The organism is Sporosarcina sp. FSL K6-1508 (assembly GCF_038007465.1).
GTDB lineage: Bacteria > Bacillota > Bacilli > Bacillales_A > Planococcaceae > Sporosarcina > Sporosarcina psychrophila_B.
In genome coordinates this window covers 3826490-3845994 of record NZ_JBBOXF010000001.1, presented here as the reverse complement: position 1 = coordinate 3845994, position 19505 = coordinate 3826490, and the positions used below count along the sequence as shown (strand labels likewise).

Sequence of the window (19505 nt, the reverse complement as noted above, 5' to 3'; positions counted from 1 at the left end):
GGGACAAATAGTTTCCTCCGCATGGGGCGACTTAACACCCCACCAATGGGAATGTTTTCGGCTAGCGTTAATGGAAACCGAAACAGAGCAAAGTGTACAAGGTATAGCAGTTGAATATTCAGGTGTGATTAATGAAGTAATTACCTCATTAAAAGCACAAGGCGTTAAAGTCGTACAGTCACCTGTAATCATGCAAACAAAAACAGAAATGATTGTGAGTATTGTAGTTTCTGAACGAGATTACAAGACTGAAATGTTGAAGCATCTACCACTGTACGAACGCAAATCCGGTACATTCATTCAGATTTTGACTGCTGCTGATAGAGAGTTCAGGAATATTGAACAACGTTTATCAGTAGCTAAACGGAATATGTTCCTAGACACCGCTATTGAATCACTTCCTATCTTTGAACGTGATTTAGCGATTGAAACGGTGAATAATTTACGTTACGACCAGCGTAGAGAACAGATTATTTCAAGGTTTATTTCCGCATTTGATCAAACCACGGAAGAAACAATCAAGCGAGTTGCGGGAGCATATTCAAACGGTGTGGTTGAGGTTGCTCCCACAAGTGTCGATGGTGTTTACGAAATTAGATTTATCGGCACACGCGGTGTACCTAACAATATGACAGGGTTGAAAAAGGCGTTGGATATTATTATTCCCGCACATCTAGGATTGACGTATATTTTCACGTTTGCACCGTGGGAAGATTTAGTTAATCAGACGTGGGGTAGTGTAGCGGGTAAAACATGGAACGATTTAAGGGTATGGGAAGGAGTGATTTAATTTGCAAAAGACAGCAAAACTGGGTTTGAATAAACCCGACTTGACGGATTACGTTAACATATCGGATTTGAATGAGAACATGGATGTTTTAGATGAAGCGGTAGGAAATGCAGAGGATGGTCTTACGACGCATTTGGCGGATGATGCGTCAACTACGAAAAAAGGACACGTACAATTATCGAATAATACGAATAGTGACAGTGAGACTTTAGCGGTGACACCGAAAGCTTTGAAATCGCATGTCACAGATTATGTGAAACATCCGGGATATGGATCGACCACTGGAGTAAATGCTTACAATTTAACGCTAACTAATGCTCCACCTGCACTTGTAGAAGGAATGGGTGTTGTGATTAAAATAGGTAGCAATGCAACAGGTAACTGCACATTGAATGTGAATGGATTGGGAGCTAAATCCATTTTAAAATCTGACAATACGGTCGTTAAGGATTTAAAGGCAGGAGCGGTTTACACCCTCAGGTATAATGGTACGTCTTTTATCTTACAGGGTGAAGGGAGGGGAGTAAGTAATGTTGCCGACAAAATAATTAAGGCAGATAAGTTTCAATCATCTTTTGAAGATGGTGTGTCTTACAGGATACTTAATAAAAGTATTTTTAAATACGAGCACAAGACTGGCACACTTCTCTATACTTATGACTTTTCCAACATAATTAGCGCTCAATTTAACACTTGGTACCAAGTTGTTTCTTATAGTTCGGAGGGTGTTGTAATCAGTACTGATAGAGCCGGAAATAATTTGACTGGTTTATTCAGAGAGAATGGAACATTGTTTAAAATGTTTGGTCATAATCCGCCACCAACAGCGCATAATACTGGTCATTGGATAGCTAGTGATAAAGTGTATTCTAAAACACTTACCAGTGCTCAGATTTTAAGATATAACGACAATTTTACATTCTTAGAATATATTATTCAAAACACTTTAAACGTTGGAGGGATAAGTCGTATCGCTTTTAAAAAGAATGATGAACAAGATGAATTAATGATAATATTCACCAATGAATCCGAATATCAAATCACGCCAGTAATTGGCTCTACGACTGTAAAAAAGATAATTTTCAACGGATTATTCGCTATGATAGAATGTTTCGGACAATTGGAAGATTGAGGAGTGGGAAAATGAAATATGTTAGAATAACAGATTTTTTAATCGAAGGTGCAGCAAATTACAAAGGATTAGATGTCGATTTATTCATCCCAGGAAGCCAGCATTACGACTTTGAAAACGAAGTCTGTGTCATCTCGACGAGACAAGATAATTACGAGCCGCACAGTGATTTGCAGGAATTATCATTCGATGACTATGAAATCGCGAAAGAAATTATTGTTCAAAACAGTCCACAGACGCAAGAAAAGAACGATATAGAAAAATTACGTGAAGACCTGAAAAACGCCATTATGGAATTATCTATGGCAATCGCAATGGGAGGTATGTAAATGTTTACAGTAAATAGTATAGTCGCAAAAACATGGGCGGATGCAGTAAAAAAAGGGGACAAGAGAATTGAAGAAGTGCCTGTTCTTTCTAACCTTATTGCTGTCGTTACTCAAATTGTGGAGAGCGGTGAATCAGATGTTTAATGAGAATAGTATCACAGTGCGCACTTGGTAAAATGCGGTGATGTCCGATGTTTATCCATTTGAAATGGTCCCAAATCTATCTAATCTACGTGATGAAGTTGGCAAGAAATTAAAACAATCAGGTTACGATGTTGACGCAGCATAAGCTAGCGTTATTTTTTATGGTTTGAAATTCCTCCTTTTACACCGATACAGTCGGTAGGGAGGGGATTCATTATGGACGCTTTGAATGAAGTGGTTAATGGTAACTGGGTGGAGATATCGGGATTGATTTTTATAATCTCGATAATCTACTCTGCTGTGCATATAATTTATGATATTATAACAAAAACTGATATTGAAAAGAGTCTAACCTATAGAGGTAGGGATAGGATAATATCAAGCTTTTTAATATTTATCTTATTTGTACTTGTTACCTCGGTGGTGACAGCGGAACAGTTAGTAGAAATGAAAGATGAAAATGGTCTTTTCTTTTCAATTCTTTTAGTTATAGTCGTATCGTTGTTTTTTACCATCATATGTATATTTGTTTTATTTATTATTCACTTTATTTTCACGTTGACGAAGTTTTATCCTAAATATGAAGTGAGAATCAACGATGAAAAAGAAGAGTATTGGAGAATACTCAAGGTAACCAAAAGTGGTGGAGTAATTTTGAAGAAAAAAGAATTATATTTAACATTACCAGATGTAAATGACCTTGATAATAAAATTATTCGGGTGCAAAGTAACAGTGAAAATTAATAAATTATTTAATATGGTCGTAGGTTGATCTAACTGTCGCACATTCGGAACATTATGCGTCGTAAAGGAAATAAAGGATTCCTTATCCTCTCTGTCGAATTGTGGGAGATAGAGAGGATGGGATACTATGAAGGATGATATCTTATCTAGAATGCCACCAATAAGCCCTAGAATTGATCGTGGCATTAGAATTCAAAAAGATATGATTGGACAATTCAAACAGTACCAAAAGGAAAAAGAAGAATTGGAAACCAATGAAAAGCTACAACAGAGACTATATGGAGAAGAAACTCTGGAAACTCTAAAGAGAATAGAACGTAATACGGGAGATATTGCTCAATTAATAACTCTTTTGCAAACAAGTAATGTTAATCAAGAAGCTATGCTTGCCGTACTATTTGAAATACAGTCTATAGGGACTGCCAAAACTCCAGAAGAAGCTGACGGCATGTATCGAAAAGTGATGGAGAAAATCACACAGACCTTTGATGACGCTGAAGCAATAGATAAATTAGCTGGCCTAAGTAGAATGTTTTGGTCGGGCGTAAAAGTATATTTGAAGAGCAAGGGTATTGACATAGGGGAGAAATAATGGCAGAACGTCCACACCGGGCGTTCTTTTTATTTTATCTAAAGAGAAATAGGGATGTGGGGTGAATGATGAATAAACCAGAGGAGGAACTTACGATGCTCGAAAGACATGACCAACTTATACACCACGACATTTTGCCGCGGTTGGAAAAGGTTGAAAAGGCGCAGATGGATTTTAATAATCAAGTGCAGGAAATCAAGTCTTCCCAAACTAATTTAGAACTCACCGTTATGAAAGATGGGCAGGAGACACGTGGTATCCTTAACAAGTTTGTAGACCACTATTTTGCGTCTGATAACGAACGCTTGGCGACACAGCGTGATGTCATCCACAGAGATGAGCGAATCACATTGAAACGATTTTCGACACGGGAAAAAATTGTGTTGGGTATTGTAGGTGCGTTTGCCGGAACAGGTGGAATACTTGCAGGCATTGCAGGTTTACTTCAAATATTAAAGTAATGGGGGAATTATGATGGATGACAAACTAAAACAAAATATAGCGCTATTCGGGGGATGGCTATCAGCTGTCCTTTTATTTTTGGGTACACTTAACGTGAAATTTGAATGGTTTAACCAGGAGTCAATTGACGCTTTCGTTGTCGTGCTCATTGCGGCCGTACCGTTCTTTCTCATTATCTATGGCGTGTGGAAGAATACGTATCTAGTAAGGAAGCGAGCAAAGGAACAGGAACGTTTGCTGAAACATCGGGGGTTGAAATAATGGTTGTCATCGATATTCGAAACGTAACACCTCGGACTAACGGAACCAGGAAAGAATCAGCCATTAAAAAGATTGCCCGTCATCACTCTGCTACGCCAACAGGTAGCTGGGAAGCATTCTGGCCATACTGGAATAAAACAAAAGGTTGGGGAACGGGTGGTTATCACGAAATCATTCTGCGAAATGGTGACGTACAACTTTGTTATGATCCTGTTGAAATTACTAACGGGATTGGTAACCATAATACGAATACTTACCATATCTGTGTTGTTGGCGACGGATCCTTTACAGACGCGCAAGAAAAAACGTTTGATGAACGGTGTAAACTTGCCATGAAACGTTTCGGATTACCTGTTGCAGACGTATTAGGTCATAACGAGTTCAGTGGCACATCTACATCATGCCCAGGCATTAATATGACGATAGTTCGAGCTAGGTTAGGGAAGGGGGGAACCGTGGTTGCAGACACACAGACGCCCATCAAAAAGGAGGATGAGAAATTGAAGTTTTCAAGCCCGACTTTAAAAAAGGAAACAGAAACCTCTTTAGTGAGTAAAGCGCATCGTCAAATCATTGTAGATGCAGCTGTGAAGGCAGGGGCTCATACATCATGGACTGACAAGCTAGAAAATAATATACTCACAGACGCGGATGTATTGGGGTTAGCGGTTAAATATACTGTTGCGGTAAATAAATAAGACTAAAGAAAAAAGCGGCCCATCCGCAGATTACATTGTGGATGGGCCGCTTTTTTTGTTTATTCAGTAGTTAAATAAGAAAGGTGAAATAATTACTTCTTAAATGCTGGATGTTCAAAGTAGGATTCTGAAATAACTGCAAAGTTTGCAACATCAAAGTTTTCCCAATTGATTTCATCCAAGATTTTCTTCTCGAGATTTATAGTCATTACTCTTACATCGTCAACATTACCAAGTGTATCGGTAAGCGGTAATTGCCAATGCAAGATGATTTTCCCCATGTTTTCAATCTTCGAGATAGGTTCCAGTATGTCTTTAGAATCTAACCACATTGTCCGTTTTGTCATATCTGTTGTAAGATTTTCGCTGGAATTCAATGTGACGACAAAATATAGCGGTTCATTTTCTCCCGATACTTTTTCAACGCTTACGATGCGTTCTTTATCTGTATTTGTTTTACCCTTAAGCTTATCTGAAACAATGTTTTCTATTTGTGATTTCGGATCCGCGCTTCCGTCCTCTTCTTTTTCCTCTGTTGCATTTTCTTCTACTGTCAATTCAGGTTCTTTTTCAACCTTATCAACAACTTCTTTTGCCGGTCCTGATACCTCGACTTTTTCTGGTTCTTTGTTGTCACTTATCACTCCAAATGCGATAAAAGCTACTATCGTGACAACTAAAGAGATTCCTGAAATTTTTAATGACTTCTTTCCTTTTTCCTTGTTTTTTCGAATGTAGTTTACAACTGCAATTCCTGCGAAAACAAAAGCTGTAGGTATTGATACAACAGCGATGAATAAAAATAGATTATCCAATTACAAACCTCCTATTGATATGTGATAGTTCAATAGTACGACACATTGTAGAAATTGGCTATATGTGGGCAAAAGATAAACAGACAACTGTGATTAGTTATCTGTCGTCAAACTTGAAAAGGGTATTCATATCAGTGATTTCTAATGCGTTCGCTACAATAGCTGCATGTTCTCTATTAATAGTAGAACGTTGGTTATTCACCATTTCACTTATTGCGTTAGCTCGCAACCCCGTTCGTTCTGCTAAATCCTTTTGCGTAATCCCTCGTTCATTCAAGACTTCTTTCAATTTGAAGCGTATCTCCAAATCCCTCGCCTCCTTCTATAACTTAACTCTTAATTCCATTATATCACCATATCGCTATATGTAAACTAATTGTTGACATATCGATATTTAAGTACTAATATGTGTATAACGACATAACGACATGTTAATAAAAATATGAATTAAAAGGGGATGGAGAGAAAATGACAGTGGAAGAGTTAATAGAAATGCTAGAGGAAGTAGAAGACAAGAAAATGACTGTCGAACTTGTAATTGCAGGCTATTCTACAGACCATATGTGGATTGAAATTATTAACGGAAAAATTTTATTAGGAACTACTTAAATAATTTAATCGGAACAGAAAGCGAGGTGAGAACGATGGTATTTGAATATTTATCAGCATACGCAACATTTGAATCAGTAGCAGATATGGACAAGAGTGTGGAGGACCACATTGCAGCACATTACTTCAATTTAACAGAATCAGAACGTGCCATCGTTTTCAAGCTCGCCTCACGTTCATTAATGTATCCAGGAGCCTCACATTTAAAAGCTGAAACAATTGCGGATCAAGTTGGTGTTTCTACTAAGACGGTATATCGATCAATTAAAAAGTTGGCCGAACTAGGCATCATCGAAAAAGTACCTGGTACAAAGTTAAATGGAATCAAAGGGGCTAGCATCTATAAAATTTTACCTTTTGATAATAATGTCCCATCGGAAGTGTCTCAACGGACGACAGTCGATGAGGTCAATAACGACGTGGCTAGTCCTCCACAATCTGAGAATCAATCACTAGAATCTTTTAATCTTTTAAGTTCTAAACAAGCAAATAATATTATAAGCGTCGGGGACGAATTAGCTTTGCAAGCTGAAGAGAAAAAAGAGTACATGAACGACTGGCAAGTAGCGCTGTTTGATTTCATGCACTCATTGCCAATGAAAGATGAATTGAAGGATGAGCTGCACAAAGTTGTATTGTCATCTGAAATAAATGATGCGCGTGATTTCGTTCGTGCTAAAGATGTTTTGTTGAATATTGTACGTGATATTAATGAAGGAATACTTACGATATCGACTACATTACGAGCGGTGTATAAAGGGGCACACAGCAAGTTTGTAGAGCGTAGGAGTAATATGGAGGTTGATACGTCATCTGTGGAGGACAAGGCTTCAAATGTGCGTCCTGTGCCGTTCTACAATTGGTTAGTTGAGCGTGATGATCGTCCACAATATAGGAGTAGTAAACCAACTATCGAGAACTGGCTTTTGTGGTAAATAAAACAGCCACCTTCTATATAAAGGAAAGCGGCTGCTGAGTGGTAACATTTATGGTAACAAAAGAGTAAATGTATAAACTAACTTAAGATTCCGATGTTAGCGTAAAGCCTTACAAGTAAAGGTTTGCACATGCTATCATAAGTTTAACTAACTACTTGTATAGACTAATTAACGTCTGCCCTTCTTCTTTTCTTCGCGTTCCCGAAGAATATCAGTGCGGTCTCTGAGCATATGTTTATGAATGACAGCATCACTGCCGAATGGTAGAAGTGTCATAGATTGTTCCAACTTACTAGCCAGGTCAGTAACGTTAGCTGATAGGATAGTGATGGGGAACGATTCGAATGGCAGATCTTGCTCCAAACGGTTGACTGCTTTTGTAACATCGTAAACTAATTGGTCAAAATCAATTTCTTCCGTGTATTTAGGGTAGTTAGCAAGGAAAGTCGGAAACTTTGTCATTGCTTTGTTAAGTGTACGGGATGCTCCTGGTTTATTGCCTCTACGCCAATGATACATTCCTGTCGCAAGGAGGATATAGGCTGTCAACGGGTGATCTTTATCGCTGTCAGGAATAGACTTCCAATACTCCTCCAGTACTTCGTGGCATTCAAAATAATCTTGATTCCTATTGAAATAAACAATAAAATTTACGAACAGCGGATGATGATACGGATGCATGTAATCAGTCCTTTCCATAGTCTTAAAGATAGGTAGGTGTCACAGAATGACATATCAAGTGAAATTAGAGGCTTTTGAAGGGCCACTAGATCTATTATTGCATTTAATCAACCGACTTGAAATTGATATATACGATATTCCGATGGCGGAATTGACAGGGCAGTACATAGAACACCTTCAAGCGATGCGCGTACTACAATTGGATGAATTGAGCGAATACCTTGTTTTGGCAGCCACGCTTATAGAAATTAAGAGCAAAATGCTTCTGCCAGTACATGAAGGGGAAGAATTCGATGACGATTTCGACTTTGACACTGAAGACGATCCGCGTGATGAGCTGGTTGCACGTCTAATTGAATATAAGAAGTATAAGGAGGCGGCAATTAGTCTGAAGGAATCTGCCGATGTACGATCCGGTCATTTTACTAAACCGCCCGAAGATCTTACGGAGTTTGGTGAAATTGTGGGGAGTGAGTCGGATGAAAGTTTGAACGTTTTCGATTTGATTGGTGCATTTCAAAAGATGCTGAATAGAAAACGCTTGAAAGCGCCAATGACGGCCAGTATATCGAAAACAGAAGTGTCCGTCAGTGAAAAAATGGATGAAATTATGGCAATGCTAGAAAGGGGCGGCGGCAAATGTGAGTTTCATTCCCTGTTTGAAAGGGGAGAGACAACAGATTTAGTCATAACCTTTTTATCTTTGCTTGAGTTAATGAAACGGCGGGATATCATTGTTAAACAGGCTAGTAATTTTGAAGAACTAACAGTGTCATTCCGACGGGAGGAAGTGTGAAATGGAAATTGAAGATCGTTTGCCCGGGATGATTGAAAGTTTTTTATTCATAGTGGGGGATGAAGGATTGACCGTTAAGCAGTTAATATCCCTGACTGAATGTAAAGAATCTGAAGTGGCAGAGGCAATTGATGTGTTGCGCATAAGTTATGAACAACGCAAAGCGAGTGGTATAACGCTGAAACAATTCGGAGGAGCGCTACGACTAGTAACGAAGACGGAATTTGCAGAAGATATTAAACGATTGTTGGAAAATCCGTCCCCGAAATCCATGACACAAGCTTCCCTTGAAGTACTTGCGATTATCGCTTATAGACAACCTGTAACGCGTGTTGAAATTGATGATCTCAGGGGTGTTAAATCAGAAGGACCAGTTAACACGCTGATTGCCAAAGGGCTCATAATGGAAAAAGGACGCTCTGAAGGAAGTGGACGAGCAATTTTGTATGGCACGACGGATTTATTCCTTGACCGTTTCGGATTGGAGTCACTGGATGGATTACCACCCCTTTCACAGGAAGAGGAGGGGGAAACGATTGAAACTGATTTGTTCATGACACAATTCCAAGAAGCGTTTGCGATAGAAAATGATGGAGGAGGAAACCTTTCTTGAAACGGGCTGTAATCATTGTCCTTTTTTTCTCGTTACTAGTTGGCGGAGGTTTGAAAGAAGTCGCAGCGTCCGGCCAAGCATGGGCTGTTATTGACGCAGATACGGGTAGACTCTTGGATGGTCATAATGAAAATGTTAGACTGCCGATTGCTAGTCTAACAAAAATCTGGACTGCGTTAACATTCATTGAAAGTGGTACACAGTCTGGAGATATCACTATTTCGCCGCAAGCCGCATCAGCAGAAGGATCATCCCTTTATTTGAAACAAGGGGAGACACTCGCTGCAGACGCGCTACTCCATGGACTTATGCTACGGTCAGGAAATGATGCCGCACAAGCGTTAGCAGAACAGGCAGGCGGCTCGTTGGACGGATTCGTGGACTTGATGAATGAAAAGGCGCTTATATACGGATTGAATGACACTGTCTTTACAAATCCATCGGGTCTGCATGATGAACGTCACTTGTCTACTGCATATGAAACTGCTCTTATGCTCCACTTTGCGATGGAAAACGATAAGTTCCGTAAAATTGCTATGACGAAAAATCATAGTTATCAGGGCAAGGATCAGGCCTATAGCTGGCGGAATAAACACCGCCTCATCCATTCCGAGCCGACCGCGATTGCAGGGAAAACTGGTTTTACAAAAGCTGCTGGAAGGACACTTGCAACTTATTTCGAAAAAGACGGTAAAAACATCATCGTGGTTACATTAAATGATGGGGATGACTGGAATACACATAAAACCTTGGCGAATAAAGTGTTTTCCAACTTCAACATGGTGACGGTTGCAAGAAAAGGGGCTTATGATATTCTTCCCGGCGTAGAAGGAGAACTGAAAGAGCCTATCCGTCTATTACTGAAAAAAGGTGAGAAAGCTCAGTTATCGAATGTCATCCGAATTCCTCGCGGTAAAAATGAGCGGAGTACGGGGGTGTGGACGGTATCTTTAGATAACGAACCACTTATTTCGAAGGAAATACTCATAAAACAATGAATTTAGTTCGTTGACAAAAAGAATAGCTAAAATCAAGCGATTATTAATAGTGAAAATTGAATTGTGACGTTTTCAGGAAGACTGACGCTATATAGGTCAGTCTTCTTTTCATTTGCAACAAAGTGTGACATAATTTTTTACAGAATGAAGATGGGGTGACTTGATGGAAAGATTACAGAAGGTGTTAGCACAAGCAGGAGTCGCATCACGCAGAAAATCAGAAACATTGATTGTTGATGGAAAAGTGAAAGTGAACGGGGTAGTTGTAACAGAACTCGGTACAAAAGTATCCAGTTCGGATCGCGTAGAAGTTGAAGGCGTCCAGCTCGTCAAAGAAACTTACGTATATTATCTATTATATAAGCCGCGAGGGATAATTTCGACAGTCGATGACGAGAAAGGAAGGAAAACAGTATTAGACCTGTTTCCGCAAATTGAACAACGGATTTTCCCGGTTGGACGTCTTGACTATGATACGTCTGGCGTGATCATCATGACAAATGATGGTGATTTCTCATACTTGATGACACACCCGAAATTTGGTATTAAGAAAAAGTATATCGCAAAAGTAAAAGGTATTCCTGATCGGGAAGCGCTGCGCAAGCTTGAACATGGAATTGACTTGGAAGACGGCAAAACTGCCCCTGCACATGTGAAAATGCAGACGGTTGATAAGAAAGCCGGCACTGCACTTATCGAAATTACAATTCATGAAGGCAAAAACCGACAAGTACGCCGCATGTTCGAGGCAATCGGGTGCCCTGTCCAAAAGCTTCGTAGAGAATCATTCGGTAATATAACGACGCACGGATTAAATGCCGGAGAAGCACGAGAATTAACAAAACATGAAGTGAAGCAATTACGTGTTCTTGCAGAAACGGGTAAAATAGGCTGATTCCGAATAATTGTTCACAATCCCTTCAATTATGGCGCGTTACTGCAAAGGTCTTTTTGTTATAATGAAAGACAGATCTTATTTATGGTTAGGGGGCATTGCGTATGGCTAAGGCGGGTAAAAAGAAAACGCGTCTTATTATAAGGACAATCGTCCTGTTACTTCTCATTTCGGCAGTCGTTTATACAATTGCTTCGAAAGATAAAGTAAAAGTGTTGGCAGTCGGTGACAAAGCACCCAATTTTGAACTCGTTGATTTGGATGGCAATAAACATCGGCTATCTGATTATAAAGGTGAGGGTGTCTTCCTGAATTTTTGGGGAACCTGGTGTCCACCTTGTAAAAAAGAAATGCCCTATATTGAAAGACAATACAACGAGTTTGAGGGAAAAGGTGTCCATGTACTGAGCGTTAACATTGCGGAACCGCGGTTAAAAGTTGAGACGTTTAGAGATCAATACGGTCTGACATTCCCGATTGCAATCGATAAAGGTAAACGCGTCATGGGGGTCTATAATGTCGGGATACTTCCGGCTACATACCTCATTAATAAAGATGGCAAAATTGAAAAGATTATAACTAGGGAAATGACCGAAAATGAAATCATTAAATTCATGGAAAGCATTCAACCCTAATAAGGAGTAAAGCCAAAATGAGCAAAATCAAATGCCAGTGCGGTCATGAGAATCCATTTGGCACAGTGCTTTGTGAGCGATGTGGTAGACCGCAAACAGAAGAAGCGAAGGAAAGTAAGCTTGTTGACATGCGTTATGAAGGCTCTTCAAGGAGGTCACAGACGTATAACCGGTCAATTATTGATAAGATATGGAATTTCTTCTCGAGCGTAAAAATAGGAATCAGTATAATCGTTGCCGTTCTGACAACTGCTGCTATTGGCACGATTTTTCCGCAGAAACTGTATGTGCCTGTGTCAGGTGAAGCGGAATTGGCAGCTTATTACGAACGACTTTACGGATTTGCAGGCACGATTTATTACAAGTTGGGATTTCATGATATGTATAATAGCTGGTGGTTCATCACACTAATCGGGATGCTGGGAACGTCCATCATCATTGCGAGTGTTGACCGGGTTATCCCGCTTTATAAATCATTGAAAAAGCAACGTACGAAACGGCATCCATCATTTATGAAGAAACAACGAATCTATGGTGAAGGACCATCCGAGGATCCAGACGCTGCACTTGTTAAGGCCGAGGAGAAGCTGAAAGAACTTCGTTACAATGTGAAAACGGAAAATGGAGCATTGCTTGCGGAGAAAAATCGTTTTTCTAGATGGGGTCCTTACGTCAATCACTTAGGTCTTATTATTTTTCTATTCGGCATTTTATTACGTGGTATTCCCGGGTTTTATGTGGATGAAACGATGTGGATCCGCGAAGGTGAAACGCGTGCCATTCCAGGGGCAGAAGGTTATTATCTCGAAAGTAAAGCTTTCATTATGGAAAATTACACAAAAGAGGAAGCTGATGAGGTATTCGGTGATGCTCTTGAACGTGTGGGAGCAATCGCCAAAAACTATCAAACGGATGTCGCTTTGTATAAGGAAGAAGAGGGCGACCTTCCGGGATCTGAAGAGCTGAAATTCGAGAAAGACTACTCAATCGTCGTCAATAAACCGTTGAAATTTGATGGATTTAACGTATTTCAAATGGATTTTCGACTGGATGAATTAAAAACGATGACCTTCCAATTAACCGAAAAAGCAACAGAAAAATCACTTGGAGAGTTTACGGTGGATCTCACTAATCCCGAACGAGAATATAAGCTTGATAATGGAGCCCGTGTTGTTCTGAGTGACTATTATCCGGACTATGACGGGATTGAAGACGGGGAGCCAGTATCGAAATCTCCGATACCGAATAACCCTGCTTTCATCTTTAAAATGGTGACACCGGCTAAGCCAGATGGCGAAATGAGCTTTGTCGCAATCAAAAAGACACTTGAAACAGAAGTCAACGATTATAAAGTGAATTTTCTCGGTGCTGAAACCCGAGATATTTCTGGGCTTACAATACGTAAGGATAAAACATTATATCTCCTTCTATTAGGTGGGATTATCTTCATGATCGGTGTCTCGCAAGGGTCGTATTGGAACCATAGAAGGATCTGGATTCAAAAAGTAACTGGCAATGAATTGCTAGTGGCAGGACATACGAATAAGAACTGGTTTTCCTTGAAAAAAGAGCTGGATCAAGTGAAGGATATTGCGAATTTACCTTCTTATGAAGACAGACAAGACAAGGAAGCTAACTTGAAAGATAAGGAAGTGGGCAAAGAATAATGGGACTAGCATCGTTAAGCTCTAATCTGCTTTTTGTTTCGTTTATCGCCTACCTTGTTGCGACACTATTTTTTGGCGGTGCGGTGAAAGGCGCTAAATCTGAAGCATCTTATAAAAATAACCGTTGGGGGAAAATTGCGATTACCATAACGGTCATCGGATTCATTACCCATGTCGGCTATTTCATAACACGCTGGATGGCATCAGGCCATGCACCAGTAAGTAATATGTTCGAATTTACGACAGCATTTGGGATGATGCTTGTAGGAGCATTCATTCTACTGTTTTACTTATATAGAACACCATCACTCGGCTTGTTTGCTCTGCCGATTGCGATTATTATTATCGGCTATGCAAGTATGTTCCCGAAGGAAATCACACCACTTATACCGGCTCTGAAAAGTTACTGGTTAACAGTTCATGTAATTACAGCCGCACTTGGTGAATCGATTCTCGCGATTAGTGCTGTAGCGGGACTTATCTACTTATTGAAGAATATTGACATGACAAAAAAGTCGAAACAGCGTTTCTGGCTAGAGGCGGTTATTTTCACGCTTATTCTAGTAATCGGTTTTGTATTATCTTCGACAACGTTTAAATTAACAGGCTATGAAGCAGAATTTACTTATATCGATAAAAATGAACAGTCTGCAAAAATTGAGTACAATTATCCTCCGCTTTTCGGAATGTCTGGCTATGAATCGCTAACACCGGACGCGATGACACCATGGGCTGAAATGCCACCAATCGTCAATGCGAAGACGTTGACAACGTTCGTCTGGTCAGTTGCAAGCGGGATTGTTCTTTACTTGATTCTTAGGCTCATTTTCCGTCGTCCAATTGCGGCGTTACTGCAACCTTTTGCTAAAAAAGCGAATTCACAGTTGATGGACGAAATTGGATACCGCGCAGTTATGATTGGTTTCCCGGTATTTACACTGGGCGCACTCATTTTTGCTATGATCTGGGCGCATGAAGCTTGGTCCAGGTTCTGGGGATGGGATCCAAAGGAAGTTTGGGCTCTTATCACTTGGTTATTCTATGCTGCATTCCTTCACTTGCGTTTATCACGTGGTTGGGAAGGCGAAAAATCAGCGTGGCTTGCGGTTATCGGTTTTGTCATTATCATGTTTAATTTGATTGCCGTGAACTTGATTATCGCAGGATTGCATTCCTACGCTTAAAGAAAAAACGGAAGTCTGGACATTTAATCGAAGACTGTATGGAAGTAGTTGGATTACAACTACTTCCATGCAGTCTTTTTATTATTCAATTACGAGTGAGTCTGTCTGTGCAGCAAGGGCACTCCTTCACCGGTCTGCCACATGGGAGTTGCGTCTAAGCATGCCGTTGCCGCTTTTCTGTTTCTTTTTTACACGACCACTTGTACAATGGACTTAGGAGCTACTTGAAAGGGGTAATTATTCGTGGAAGAAAAAGTGACATTGTTAGTTGTTGATGACGAAGAGAGGATTCGTCGTCTGTTAAATATGTATTTAACTCGTGAAGGCTATGAAATTGAAGAAGCGGTTGATGGTGCGGAAGCACTTGAAAAAGCGCTTGTAAATAATTACGATTGTATTTTACTCGATTTAATGATGCCTGAAAAAGACGGACTGGAAGTATTGCAGGAACTGAGAGAAAAGAAAATAATGACACCTGTCATTATGCTGACTGCAAAGGGTGAAGAGTCCGATAGAATTATTGGCTTTGAATCAGGGGCGGATGACTACATAGTGAAACCGTTCAGTCCGCGTGAAGTTGTTTTACGCGTTAAAGCAATTTTAAAAAGATCTGTTACATTCCCAGGCTCATCATCAGCTTCAACATCAAAAGACTTAGTCGTATTTCCACAGCTGACGATTGATCATGACGCACACCGTGTGACTGCGGACGGGAAAGAAGTGGCGCTGACGCCGAAAGAATATGAATTGCTCTATTTCCTAGCGAAATCGCCGGACAAAGTCTTCGACAGAGAGCAATTGTTAAAAGAAGTATGGCATTATGAATTTTTTGGAGATCTTCGGACAGTCGATACGCACGTCAAACGACTTCGTGAAAAGCTGAGCCGTGTCTCTGAGCAGGCTGCAAAAATGATCGTCACTGTTTGGGGAGTCGGCTACAAGTTCGAGATTCCCAATGAATAGAATATGGAATTCCATCTGTTGAAAACCGCATAGCATCAATGGTCGTTGGGTGTTAAATGGTGGTGGATTTAGAAAAACTAACATTCCACTAACATTTACTCACCGTTTCTCTTCGACGACATCAAATCACCGAATCGATCACTCATTTTTGAAGTAAGCGAATCTCTCACTCCCTTCGTGGTGTGGAGATATACTTCAGTAGTGGTCGATTCATTTTTGTGTCCGACCCTTTGCATAATGTGGGGGAGGTCGGCGCCAGCTTCGGCCAATAGACTTATGTGGGTATGGCGCAAAATATAAGAGTTCATCATTTTCTTTATGCCTGCTCTTTTGGCGATTCGTTTAACTACATTTCTTATTAAAGGTACTGTCGGTGGATGACCATCACTCATAGCAAAAAGAAATTCGCTTTCAGGATAACCCACCTCTTTTTTATAGTCAATTAACTGTTGTAGCATAGACATGATTTTTTTATCCAAGTCCACAGTACGGACGGCTGTCATTGTCTTAGGTGGTATGATTTTGTTTTCTCCTTTTTTCCCGTATTGCAGCGTCTTTGTAATTCGAACTTGTGACGATTCAAACAAGACATCTTTTTTGTGAAGTGCAGCAGCTTCGCCAGGACGCATACCAGAAAAGGTTAGCAAGTAAATCAATGCCACATAAACAAAGTTAACGTATTTGTCTACTTCCACTAAAAACAACTTCAATTCTTCAACTTCTAAGTACATATCTTTTACGGTGTCGTTTTCTATTTCTTCAACAGTTATCTTTTTTCGAGGGATAAACACATTTGTAGTTGGATCCGCATCTATCGCTTTATCTTCAAGTGCCTTTTTGAATATCATGCGGCCTGTACTGTGGATCCTTTTTATCGTGTTAAGGGCGTACCCTTTGTCGAAGAGATAATTTAAAAAGTTTTGGTACCCTTTAGGGGTAACGGCTTTTATTTCCAACGAACCCATAAAGCCATTCAGCGTAGTGGCATCCTCCTCTCTGATACCGTTCGTAGTCTCTTTTCTGCCACGTCTTAGATACTGTTGGTACCACTCTCTCGAGTACTCACGGACAGTAATGTCCTTGTGGTAGACAATGGCGCTCTCCAACTCTTTAACGGCTTGCTCCACCTTCTTAATCGCTTCGCCTTTTCCCTTCGCGCTCCGAGATACCTGTCTCCTTTTCCCTGTAACTGGATGGGATGGTCCGTCTGCGACACAAACCCACTTTTTCCCCTTAACTAACTCTTTGCAATGCATAAAACCCCTCCTTCGCTTGTCAATCGAACCGCTTAGCTTATCGCATCACCTCCTGAAAGAGTTTTAATTGAAACGAATGGCCCTCAATTTGTTGGCGCCATTGTTCTAATCGCATTTCTGCGAATTCGTACGTAACATTAAATGTTTCTTGAATCAGACACGCAGCACCTATAAAGTCTCGCGGGAAATTCAGATTATCAAGCATAAATGTCGGTACACAAACGTGCATACAAAAGTTGAAAGCTTTCCACTCTTGATAATCTCGATGTAGAGGCGGCATTACAAGTTGGTTACCGGCATGCCATAAAACGTGACATAGTTCGTGCCCGAAATCCTGCCACTGCTCCATGTCCGAGAGCCGATTATCCAAGTAGATTACACTTCCGTAGTGCGTAGATTCCATCGGTGCATAAATGATCGTTAATCCTAGTCTGTCGGCGATTGTTTTAATAACCAGCTGCCTGGAATGGTAGACCCCGATAGATTTATACATTTTATTTACATAATCTTCGATTGAATTGTATGTGTATCTCATGTTATTACCTCCCACGGGAATGTACGTTTGGTCTAAGGAGTAAAAGAAAAGCCCTGGGCAGGGCGGTTACTTTTTGATGGCTGGATGTTCGAAATACGTTTTTGACACATCTGGGAATTTTTCAACATTGAAGTTTTCCCAATTGATTTTATCCAACGCATCTCTTTCTAGATTGATAGTCATTACCAATCCATCTTTGGTGTTCCCGTAGGAATCAATCAACGGTAGTTGCCACTGGAGGACAACTTTATTCATGTTCTTAATCTTAGAGATAGGTTCAAGTATCTCCTTTGAATCCATTAACATGGAGTGTCTAGTTAAATTGTTTGTTAAGTTTTCATTGGCATTCAGTAAAACTATGAAATATAGTGATTCATCATCTTCAGGTAACTGCTCAACGCTTACGATGCGTTCTTTATCCGTATTTGTCTTATTTTTTAGTTTATCTGTAACAATTTTTTCTATTCGTGATTTCGGGTCCATGCTTTCAAGCTCTTCTTTTGCTTTAGCTTTAGCAGCGGCTTTTTTGGCTGCCTCTTCTTCTTCAGCTTTTTTCATTTCGGTTGCCAATTCATCAATCTCTCTTTGTCGCTCTGCTGCATCAGCTTCAACATCCACTTCTGCTTTAACTGGAGCGGACGTCACGACCTTCGTCGGTTCATCCTTTGGTTCTCCCTTCACTTCGTCACCATCATCTAACTCTGCACCTATAAGTCCGATAACAAAGAGCGCGACAACCACAATAAACCACCACTTTTTATAAAACGGTTTTTGAGATTTCTTTTTTTCCATTCCGATACCACCATCCATACACATACCACCCCTTACTTATCTTTCCTAGCCATTTCGTATTCATAAATAATTTCTAATCTTTCCATCATATCTAGTACATTATCGCTTTGATTCTTAAAGTGGAAGTCATTTTGTGAAACAGCCCAATCTAATACTACGTGTTGGTAGGAAGTAAGTAGATCGTAGTCTTCTTTCGGAATTCCTAACCTCATGTATGTAGATGATTTATCGTCAGCGGGTTCGGTAGCTTCCATTGTTCTACCTAAAAGATCGTCAAGAGGAACGGCGAACATATCCGCTATTTTTACAAGCATAGCTAAAGACGGCTCGCTGTTGTCGTTTTCGTACTTCGCATAACCTTGTCTCGTTATCCCTAAATATTGCGCCATATCTTCTTGGGTGAGTTTCTTATTTTTCCTTAACTGCTTTAGCTTTACAGAAAACACCGCAACCACCTATTTCTATTGATTTATTTATGAATAGTATACCGCAACAAACAGTTGCGTAGGGAGAAAATATCACTAATGCAATTAAAAGTTGCATTTATTACTTGACGCAACTGGCAGTTGCGTGTAATATACAGTTATAAGCAACTTGAGGTTGCGAACGGAGGTGAGAATGATGTCCAAAGACTTACAAGCCACACTTATTGACAAGAGAAATATTCTTGGTTTTTCACACCAAGACGTTGCGGATCACGCAAACATTACTAGACAATTTTACGGCATGATTGAAAATGGGGAGAGAAGGCCATCGGTAGAAGTGGCCAAAAAAATCGGTTCATTTCTAGGGTTGGATTGGACCATTTTTTTTGAGGTAAAATGCAACCTTGAGTTGCAAAAAAGAGCGGTCGTTTAAAAATATATCTCACGTCCAGCAATGAAAGTTCGAACGAGCGGAGTCGGCCATGATCTTCTTATAGAAGGGAGCCACGCCAATTGGTTACGCGAAGACTTCGAACTTTGATTGGTGGACG

Annotated in this window: 27 protein-coding genes; 20 read left to right on the top strand and 7 right to left on the bottom strand. The window is 40.2% G+C overall.

The annotated features are described in order from the left end of the window. The first annotated feature begins 70 nt into the window (after positions 1-70). The 9 genes from MKZ11_RS19835 (at position 71) to MKZ11_RS19795 (ending at position 5152) form a co-directional block, all read left to right on the top strand. Positions 71-790, top strand: coding sequence for a putative phage tail protein (locus MKZ11_RS19835; protein ID WP_340796081.1), 720 nt, complete (start codon positions 71-73; stop codon positions 788-790). Between the two features lies 1 nt (position 791). Beyond that, positions 792-1922: a phage tail protein gene (locus MKZ11_RS19830; RefSeq protein ID WP_340796080.1), complete on the top strand. Its 1131-nt coding sequence runs from the start codon at positions 792-794 to the stop codon at positions 1920-1922. Between the two features lie 11 nt (positions 1923-1933). Beyond that, a complete protein-coding gene (locus MKZ11_RS19825) occupies positions 1934-2251 on the top strand; it encodes a hypothetical protein (protein ID WP_340796079.1) in 318 nt (105 codons plus the stop codon). Further along, positions 2252-2395, top strand: a complete 144-nt coding sequence (locus tag MKZ11_RS19820; protein WP_340796078.1) for a hypothetical protein — start codon at positions 2252-2254, stop codon at positions 2393-2395. It abuts the gene before it with no gap. A 216-nt stretch (positions 2396-2611) separates the two neighbouring features. Further along, on the top strand, positions 2612-3139 hold the full coding sequence (locus tag MKZ11_RS19815; protein ID WP_340796077.1) for a hypothetical protein: 528 nt from the start codon (positions 2612-2614) through the stop codon (positions 3137-3139). Positions 3140-3266: 127 nt separating this feature from the next. Next, a complete protein-coding gene (locus MKZ11_RS19810) occupies positions 3267-3731 on the top strand; it encodes a hypothetical protein (RefSeq protein WP_340796076.1) in 465 nt (154 codons plus the stop codon). Between the two features lie 65 nt (positions 3732-3796). After that, on the top strand, positions 3797-4192 hold the full coding sequence (locus MKZ11_RS19805) for a hypothetical protein (RefSeq protein WP_340796075.1): 396 nt from the start codon (positions 3797-3799) through the stop codon (positions 4190-4192). A 13-nt stretch (positions 4193-4205) separates the two neighbouring features. Next, positions 4206-4454: a phage holin gene (locus tag MKZ11_RS19800; protein ID WP_340796074.1), complete on the top strand. Its 249-nt coding sequence runs from the start codon at positions 4206-4208 to the stop codon at positions 4452-4454. Next, positions 4454-5152, top strand: a complete 699-nt coding sequence (locus MKZ11_RS19795) for a peptidoglycan recognition protein family protein (protein WP_340796073.1) — start codon at positions 4454-4456, stop codon at positions 5150-5152. Before MKZ11_RS19800 ends, MKZ11_RS19795 begins: the two co-directional genes overlap by 1 nt. A 92-nt stretch (positions 5153-5244) precedes the next feature. Here the strand turns inward: MKZ11_RS19795 and MKZ11_RS19790 are convergent, their stop codons facing one another. Together MKZ11_RS19790 and MKZ11_RS19785 are read right to left on the bottom strand one after the other, a co-directional pair. Continuing rightward, entirely contained in the window at positions 5245-5967 is a 723-nt protein-coding gene (locus tag MKZ11_RS19790) for a hypothetical protein (RefSeq protein WP_340796072.1), read from the bottom strand. 97 nt (positions 5968-6064) lie between these two features. Then, positions 6065-6274 carry a helix-turn-helix domain-containing protein gene (locus MKZ11_RS19785; protein WP_340796071.1) on the bottom strand — a complete coding sequence of 70 codons (210 nt, stop codon included), beginning with the start codon at positions 6272-6274 and terminating at the stop codon, positions 6065-6067. Between the two features lie 161 nt (positions 6275-6435). Here MKZ11_RS19785 and MKZ11_RS19780 point away from each other — a divergent pair, with 161 nt between their 5' ends. Both MKZ11_RS19780 and MKZ11_RS19775 read left to right on the top strand, forming a co-directional pair. Further along, on the top strand, positions 6436-6576 hold the full coding sequence (locus MKZ11_RS19780; protein ID WP_340796070.1) for a hypothetical protein: 141 nt from the start codon (positions 6436-6438) through the stop codon (positions 6574-6576). A gap of 35 nt (positions 6577-6611) precedes the next feature. Next, on the top strand, positions 6612-7511 hold the full coding sequence (locus MKZ11_RS19775; RefSeq protein WP_340796069.1) for a helix-turn-helix domain-containing protein: 900 nt from the start codon (positions 6612-6614) through the stop codon (positions 7509-7511). 171 nt (positions 7512-7682) lie between these two features. On the opposite strand, the gene MKZ11_RS19770 is transcribed toward MKZ11_RS19775, so the two are convergent. Then, positions 7683-8213, bottom strand: a complete 531-nt coding sequence (locus MKZ11_RS19770; protein ID WP_340796068.1) for a DUF309 domain-containing protein — start codon at positions 8211-8213, stop codon at positions 7683-7685. A gap of 28 nt (positions 8214-8241) precedes the next feature. Between MKZ11_RS19770 and MKZ11_RS19765 the strand changes: the two genes are divergently transcribed. The 8 genes from MKZ11_RS19765 (at position 8242) to MKZ11_RS19730 (ending at position 15946) form a co-directional block, all read left to right on the top strand. Continuing rightward, entirely contained in the window at positions 8242-8991 is a 750-nt protein-coding gene (locus MKZ11_RS19765; RefSeq protein WP_340796067.1) for a segregation/condensation protein A, read from the top strand. Between the two features lies 1 nt (position 8992). Beyond that, entirely contained in the window at positions 8993-9604 is a 612-nt protein-coding gene (gene scpB / locus MKZ11_RS19760) for an SMC-Scp complex subunit ScpB (protein WP_340796066.1), read from the top strand. Beyond that, complete coding sequence (locus tag MKZ11_RS19755; RefSeq protein WP_340796065.1) at positions 9601-10602, top strand: D-alanyl-D-alanine carboxypeptidase family protein; 1002 nt, start codon at positions 9601-9603, stop codon at positions 10600-10602. The genes scpB and MKZ11_RS19755 overlap by 4 nt, the downstream gene beginning before the upstream one ends. Positions 10603-10765: 163 nt before the next feature. Beyond that, positions 10766-11497 (top strand): pseudouridine synthase, encoded by a 732-nt coding sequence (locus MKZ11_RS19750; RefSeq protein WP_340796064.1) that lies wholly within the window; start codon positions 10766-10768, stop codon positions 11495-11497. 104 nt (positions 11498-11601) lie between these two features. Beyond that, positions 11602-12132, top strand: coding sequence for a thiol-disulfide oxidoreductase ResA (gene resA / locus MKZ11_RS19745; protein WP_340796063.1), 531 nt, complete (start codon positions 11602-11604; stop codon positions 12130-12132). A gap of 17 nt (positions 12133-12149) precedes the next feature. Further along, positions 12150-13799, top strand: a complete 1650-nt coding sequence (gene resB / locus MKZ11_RS19740) for a cytochrome c biogenesis protein ResB (RefSeq protein WP_340796062.1) — start codon at positions 12150-12152, stop codon at positions 13797-13799. Further along, on the top strand, positions 13799-14983 hold the full coding sequence (ccsB, locus tag MKZ11_RS19735) for a c-type cytochrome biogenesis protein CcsB (protein ID WP_340796061.1): 1185 nt from the start codon (positions 13799-13801) through the stop codon (positions 14981-14983). Before resB ends, ccsB begins: the two co-directional genes overlap by 1 nt. Before the next feature lie 243 nt (positions 14984-15226). Beyond that, positions 15227-15946, top strand: a complete 720-nt coding sequence (locus MKZ11_RS19730) for a response regulator transcription factor (protein WP_340796060.1) — start codon at positions 15227-15229, stop codon at positions 15944-15946. Between the two features lie 95 nt (positions 15947-16041). Here MKZ11_RS19730 and MKZ11_RS19725 read toward each other — a convergent pair whose 3' ends face one another. The 4 genes from MKZ11_RS19725 to MKZ11_RS19710 form a co-directional block, all read right to left on the bottom strand. After that, complete coding sequence (locus MKZ11_RS19725) at positions 16042-17202, bottom strand: tyrosine-type recombinase/integrase (protein WP_340796059.1); 1161 nt, start codon at positions 17200-17202, stop codon at positions 16042-16044. A 37-nt stretch (positions 17203-17239) separates the two neighbouring features. Then, a complete protein-coding gene (locus MKZ11_RS19720) occupies positions 17240-17737 on the bottom strand; it encodes an ImmA/IrrE family metallo-endopeptidase (RefSeq protein WP_340796058.1) in 498 nt (165 codons plus the stop codon). A gap of 66 nt (positions 17738-17803) precedes the next feature. Then, positions 17804-18529 carry a hypothetical protein gene (locus MKZ11_RS19715; protein WP_340796057.1) on the bottom strand — a complete coding sequence of 242 codons (726 nt, stop codon included), beginning with the start codon at positions 18527-18529 and terminating at the stop codon, positions 17804-17806. Positions 18530-18561: 32 nt separating this feature from the next. Then, complete coding sequence (locus MKZ11_RS19710) at positions 18562-18975, bottom strand: helix-turn-helix domain-containing protein (protein WP_340796056.1); 414 nt, start codon at positions 18973-18975, stop codon at positions 18562-18564. A gap of 172 nt (positions 18976-19147) precedes the next feature. On the opposite strand from MKZ11_RS19710, the gene MKZ11_RS19705 reads away from it, so the two are divergent. Continuing rightward, positions 19148-19387 (top strand): helix-turn-helix transcriptional regulator, encoded by a 240-nt coding sequence (locus MKZ11_RS19705; protein ID WP_340796055.1) that lies wholly within the window; start codon positions 19148-19150, stop codon positions 19385-19387. Positions 19388-19505 lie beyond the last annotated feature (118 nt).

Bases quoted from the DNA above. Each gene is read 5' to 3' on its own strand.
- MKZ11_RS19835 (WP_340796081.1), top strand. From the start codon at position 71: ATGGAAACCGAAACAGAGCAAAGTGTACAAGGTATAGCAGTTGAATAT.
- MKZ11_RS19825 (WP_340796079.1), top strand. From the start codon at position 1,934: ATGAAATATGTTAGAATAACAGATTTTTTAATCGAAGGTGCAGCAAAT.
- MKZ11_RS19820 (WP_340796078.1), top strand. From the start codon at position 2,252: ATGTTTACAGTAAATAGTATAGTCGCAAAAACATGGGCGGATGCAGTA.
- MKZ11_RS19815 (WP_340796077.1), top strand. From the start codon at position 2,612: ATGGACGCTTTGAATGAAGTGGTTAATGGTAACTGGGTGGAGATATCG.
- MKZ11_RS19810 (WP_340796076.1), top strand. From the start codon at position 3,267: ATGAAGGATGATATCTTATCTAGAATGCCACCAATAAGCCCTAGAATT.
- MKZ11_RS19805 (WP_340796075.1), top strand. From the start codon at position 3,797: ATGATGAATAAACCAGAGGAGGAACTTACGATGCTCGAAAGACATGAC.
- MKZ11_RS19800 (WP_340796074.1), top strand. From the start codon at position 4,206: ATGGATGACAAACTAAAACAAAATATAGCGCTATTCGGGGGATGGCTA.
- MKZ11_RS19795 (WP_340796073.1), top strand. From the start codon at position 4,454: ATGGTTGTCATCGATATTCGAAACGTAACACCTCGGACTAACGGAACC.
- MKZ11_RS19780 (WP_340796070.1), top strand. From the start codon at position 6,436: ATGACAGTGGAAGAGTTAATAGAAATGCTAGAGGAAGTAGAAGACAAG.
- MKZ11_RS19775 (WP_340796069.1), top strand. From the start codon at position 6,612: ATGGTATTTGAATATTTATCAGCATACGCAACATTTGAATCAGTAGCA.
- MKZ11_RS19770 (WP_340796068.1), bottom strand. From the start codon at position 8,213: ATGGAAAGGACTGATTACATGCATCCGTATCATCATCCGCTGTTCGTA.
- MKZ11_RS19765 (WP_340796067.1), top strand. From the start codon at position 8,242: ATGACATATCAAGTGAAATTAGAGGCTTTTGAAGGGCCACTAGATCTA.
- scpB (WP_340796066.1), top strand. From the start codon at position 8,993: ATGGAAATTGAAGATCGTTTGCCCGGGATGATTGAAAGTTTTTTATTC.
- MKZ11_RS19750 (WP_340796064.1), top strand. From the start codon at position 10,766: ATGGAAAGATTACAGAAGGTGTTAGCACAAGCAGGAGTCGCATCACGC.
- resA (WP_340796063.1), top strand. From the start codon at position 11,602: ATGGCTAAGGCGGGTAAAAAGAAAACGCGTCTTATTATAAGGACAATC.
- resB (WP_340796062.1), top strand. From the start codon at position 12,150: ATGAGCAAAATCAAATGCCAGTGCGGTCATGAGAATCCATTTGGCACA.
- ccsB (WP_340796061.1), top strand. From the start codon at position 13,799: ATGGGACTAGCATCGTTAAGCTCTAATCTGCTTTTTGTTTCGTTTATC.
- MKZ11_RS19725 (WP_340796059.1), bottom strand. From the start codon at position 17,202: ATGCATTGCAAAGAGTTAGTTAAGGGGAAAAAGTGGGTTTGTGTCGCA.
- MKZ11_RS19720 (WP_340796058.1), bottom strand. From the start codon at position 17,737: ATGAGATACACATACAATTCAATCGAAGATTATGTAAATAAAATGTAT.
- MKZ11_RS19715 (WP_340796057.1), bottom strand. From the start codon at position 18,529: ATGGAAAAAAAGAAATCTCAAAAACCGTTTTATAAAAAGTGGTGGTTT.
- MKZ11_RS19705 (WP_340796055.1), top strand. From the start codon at position 19,148: ATGATGTCCAAAGACTTACAAGCCACACTTATTGACAAGAGAAATATT.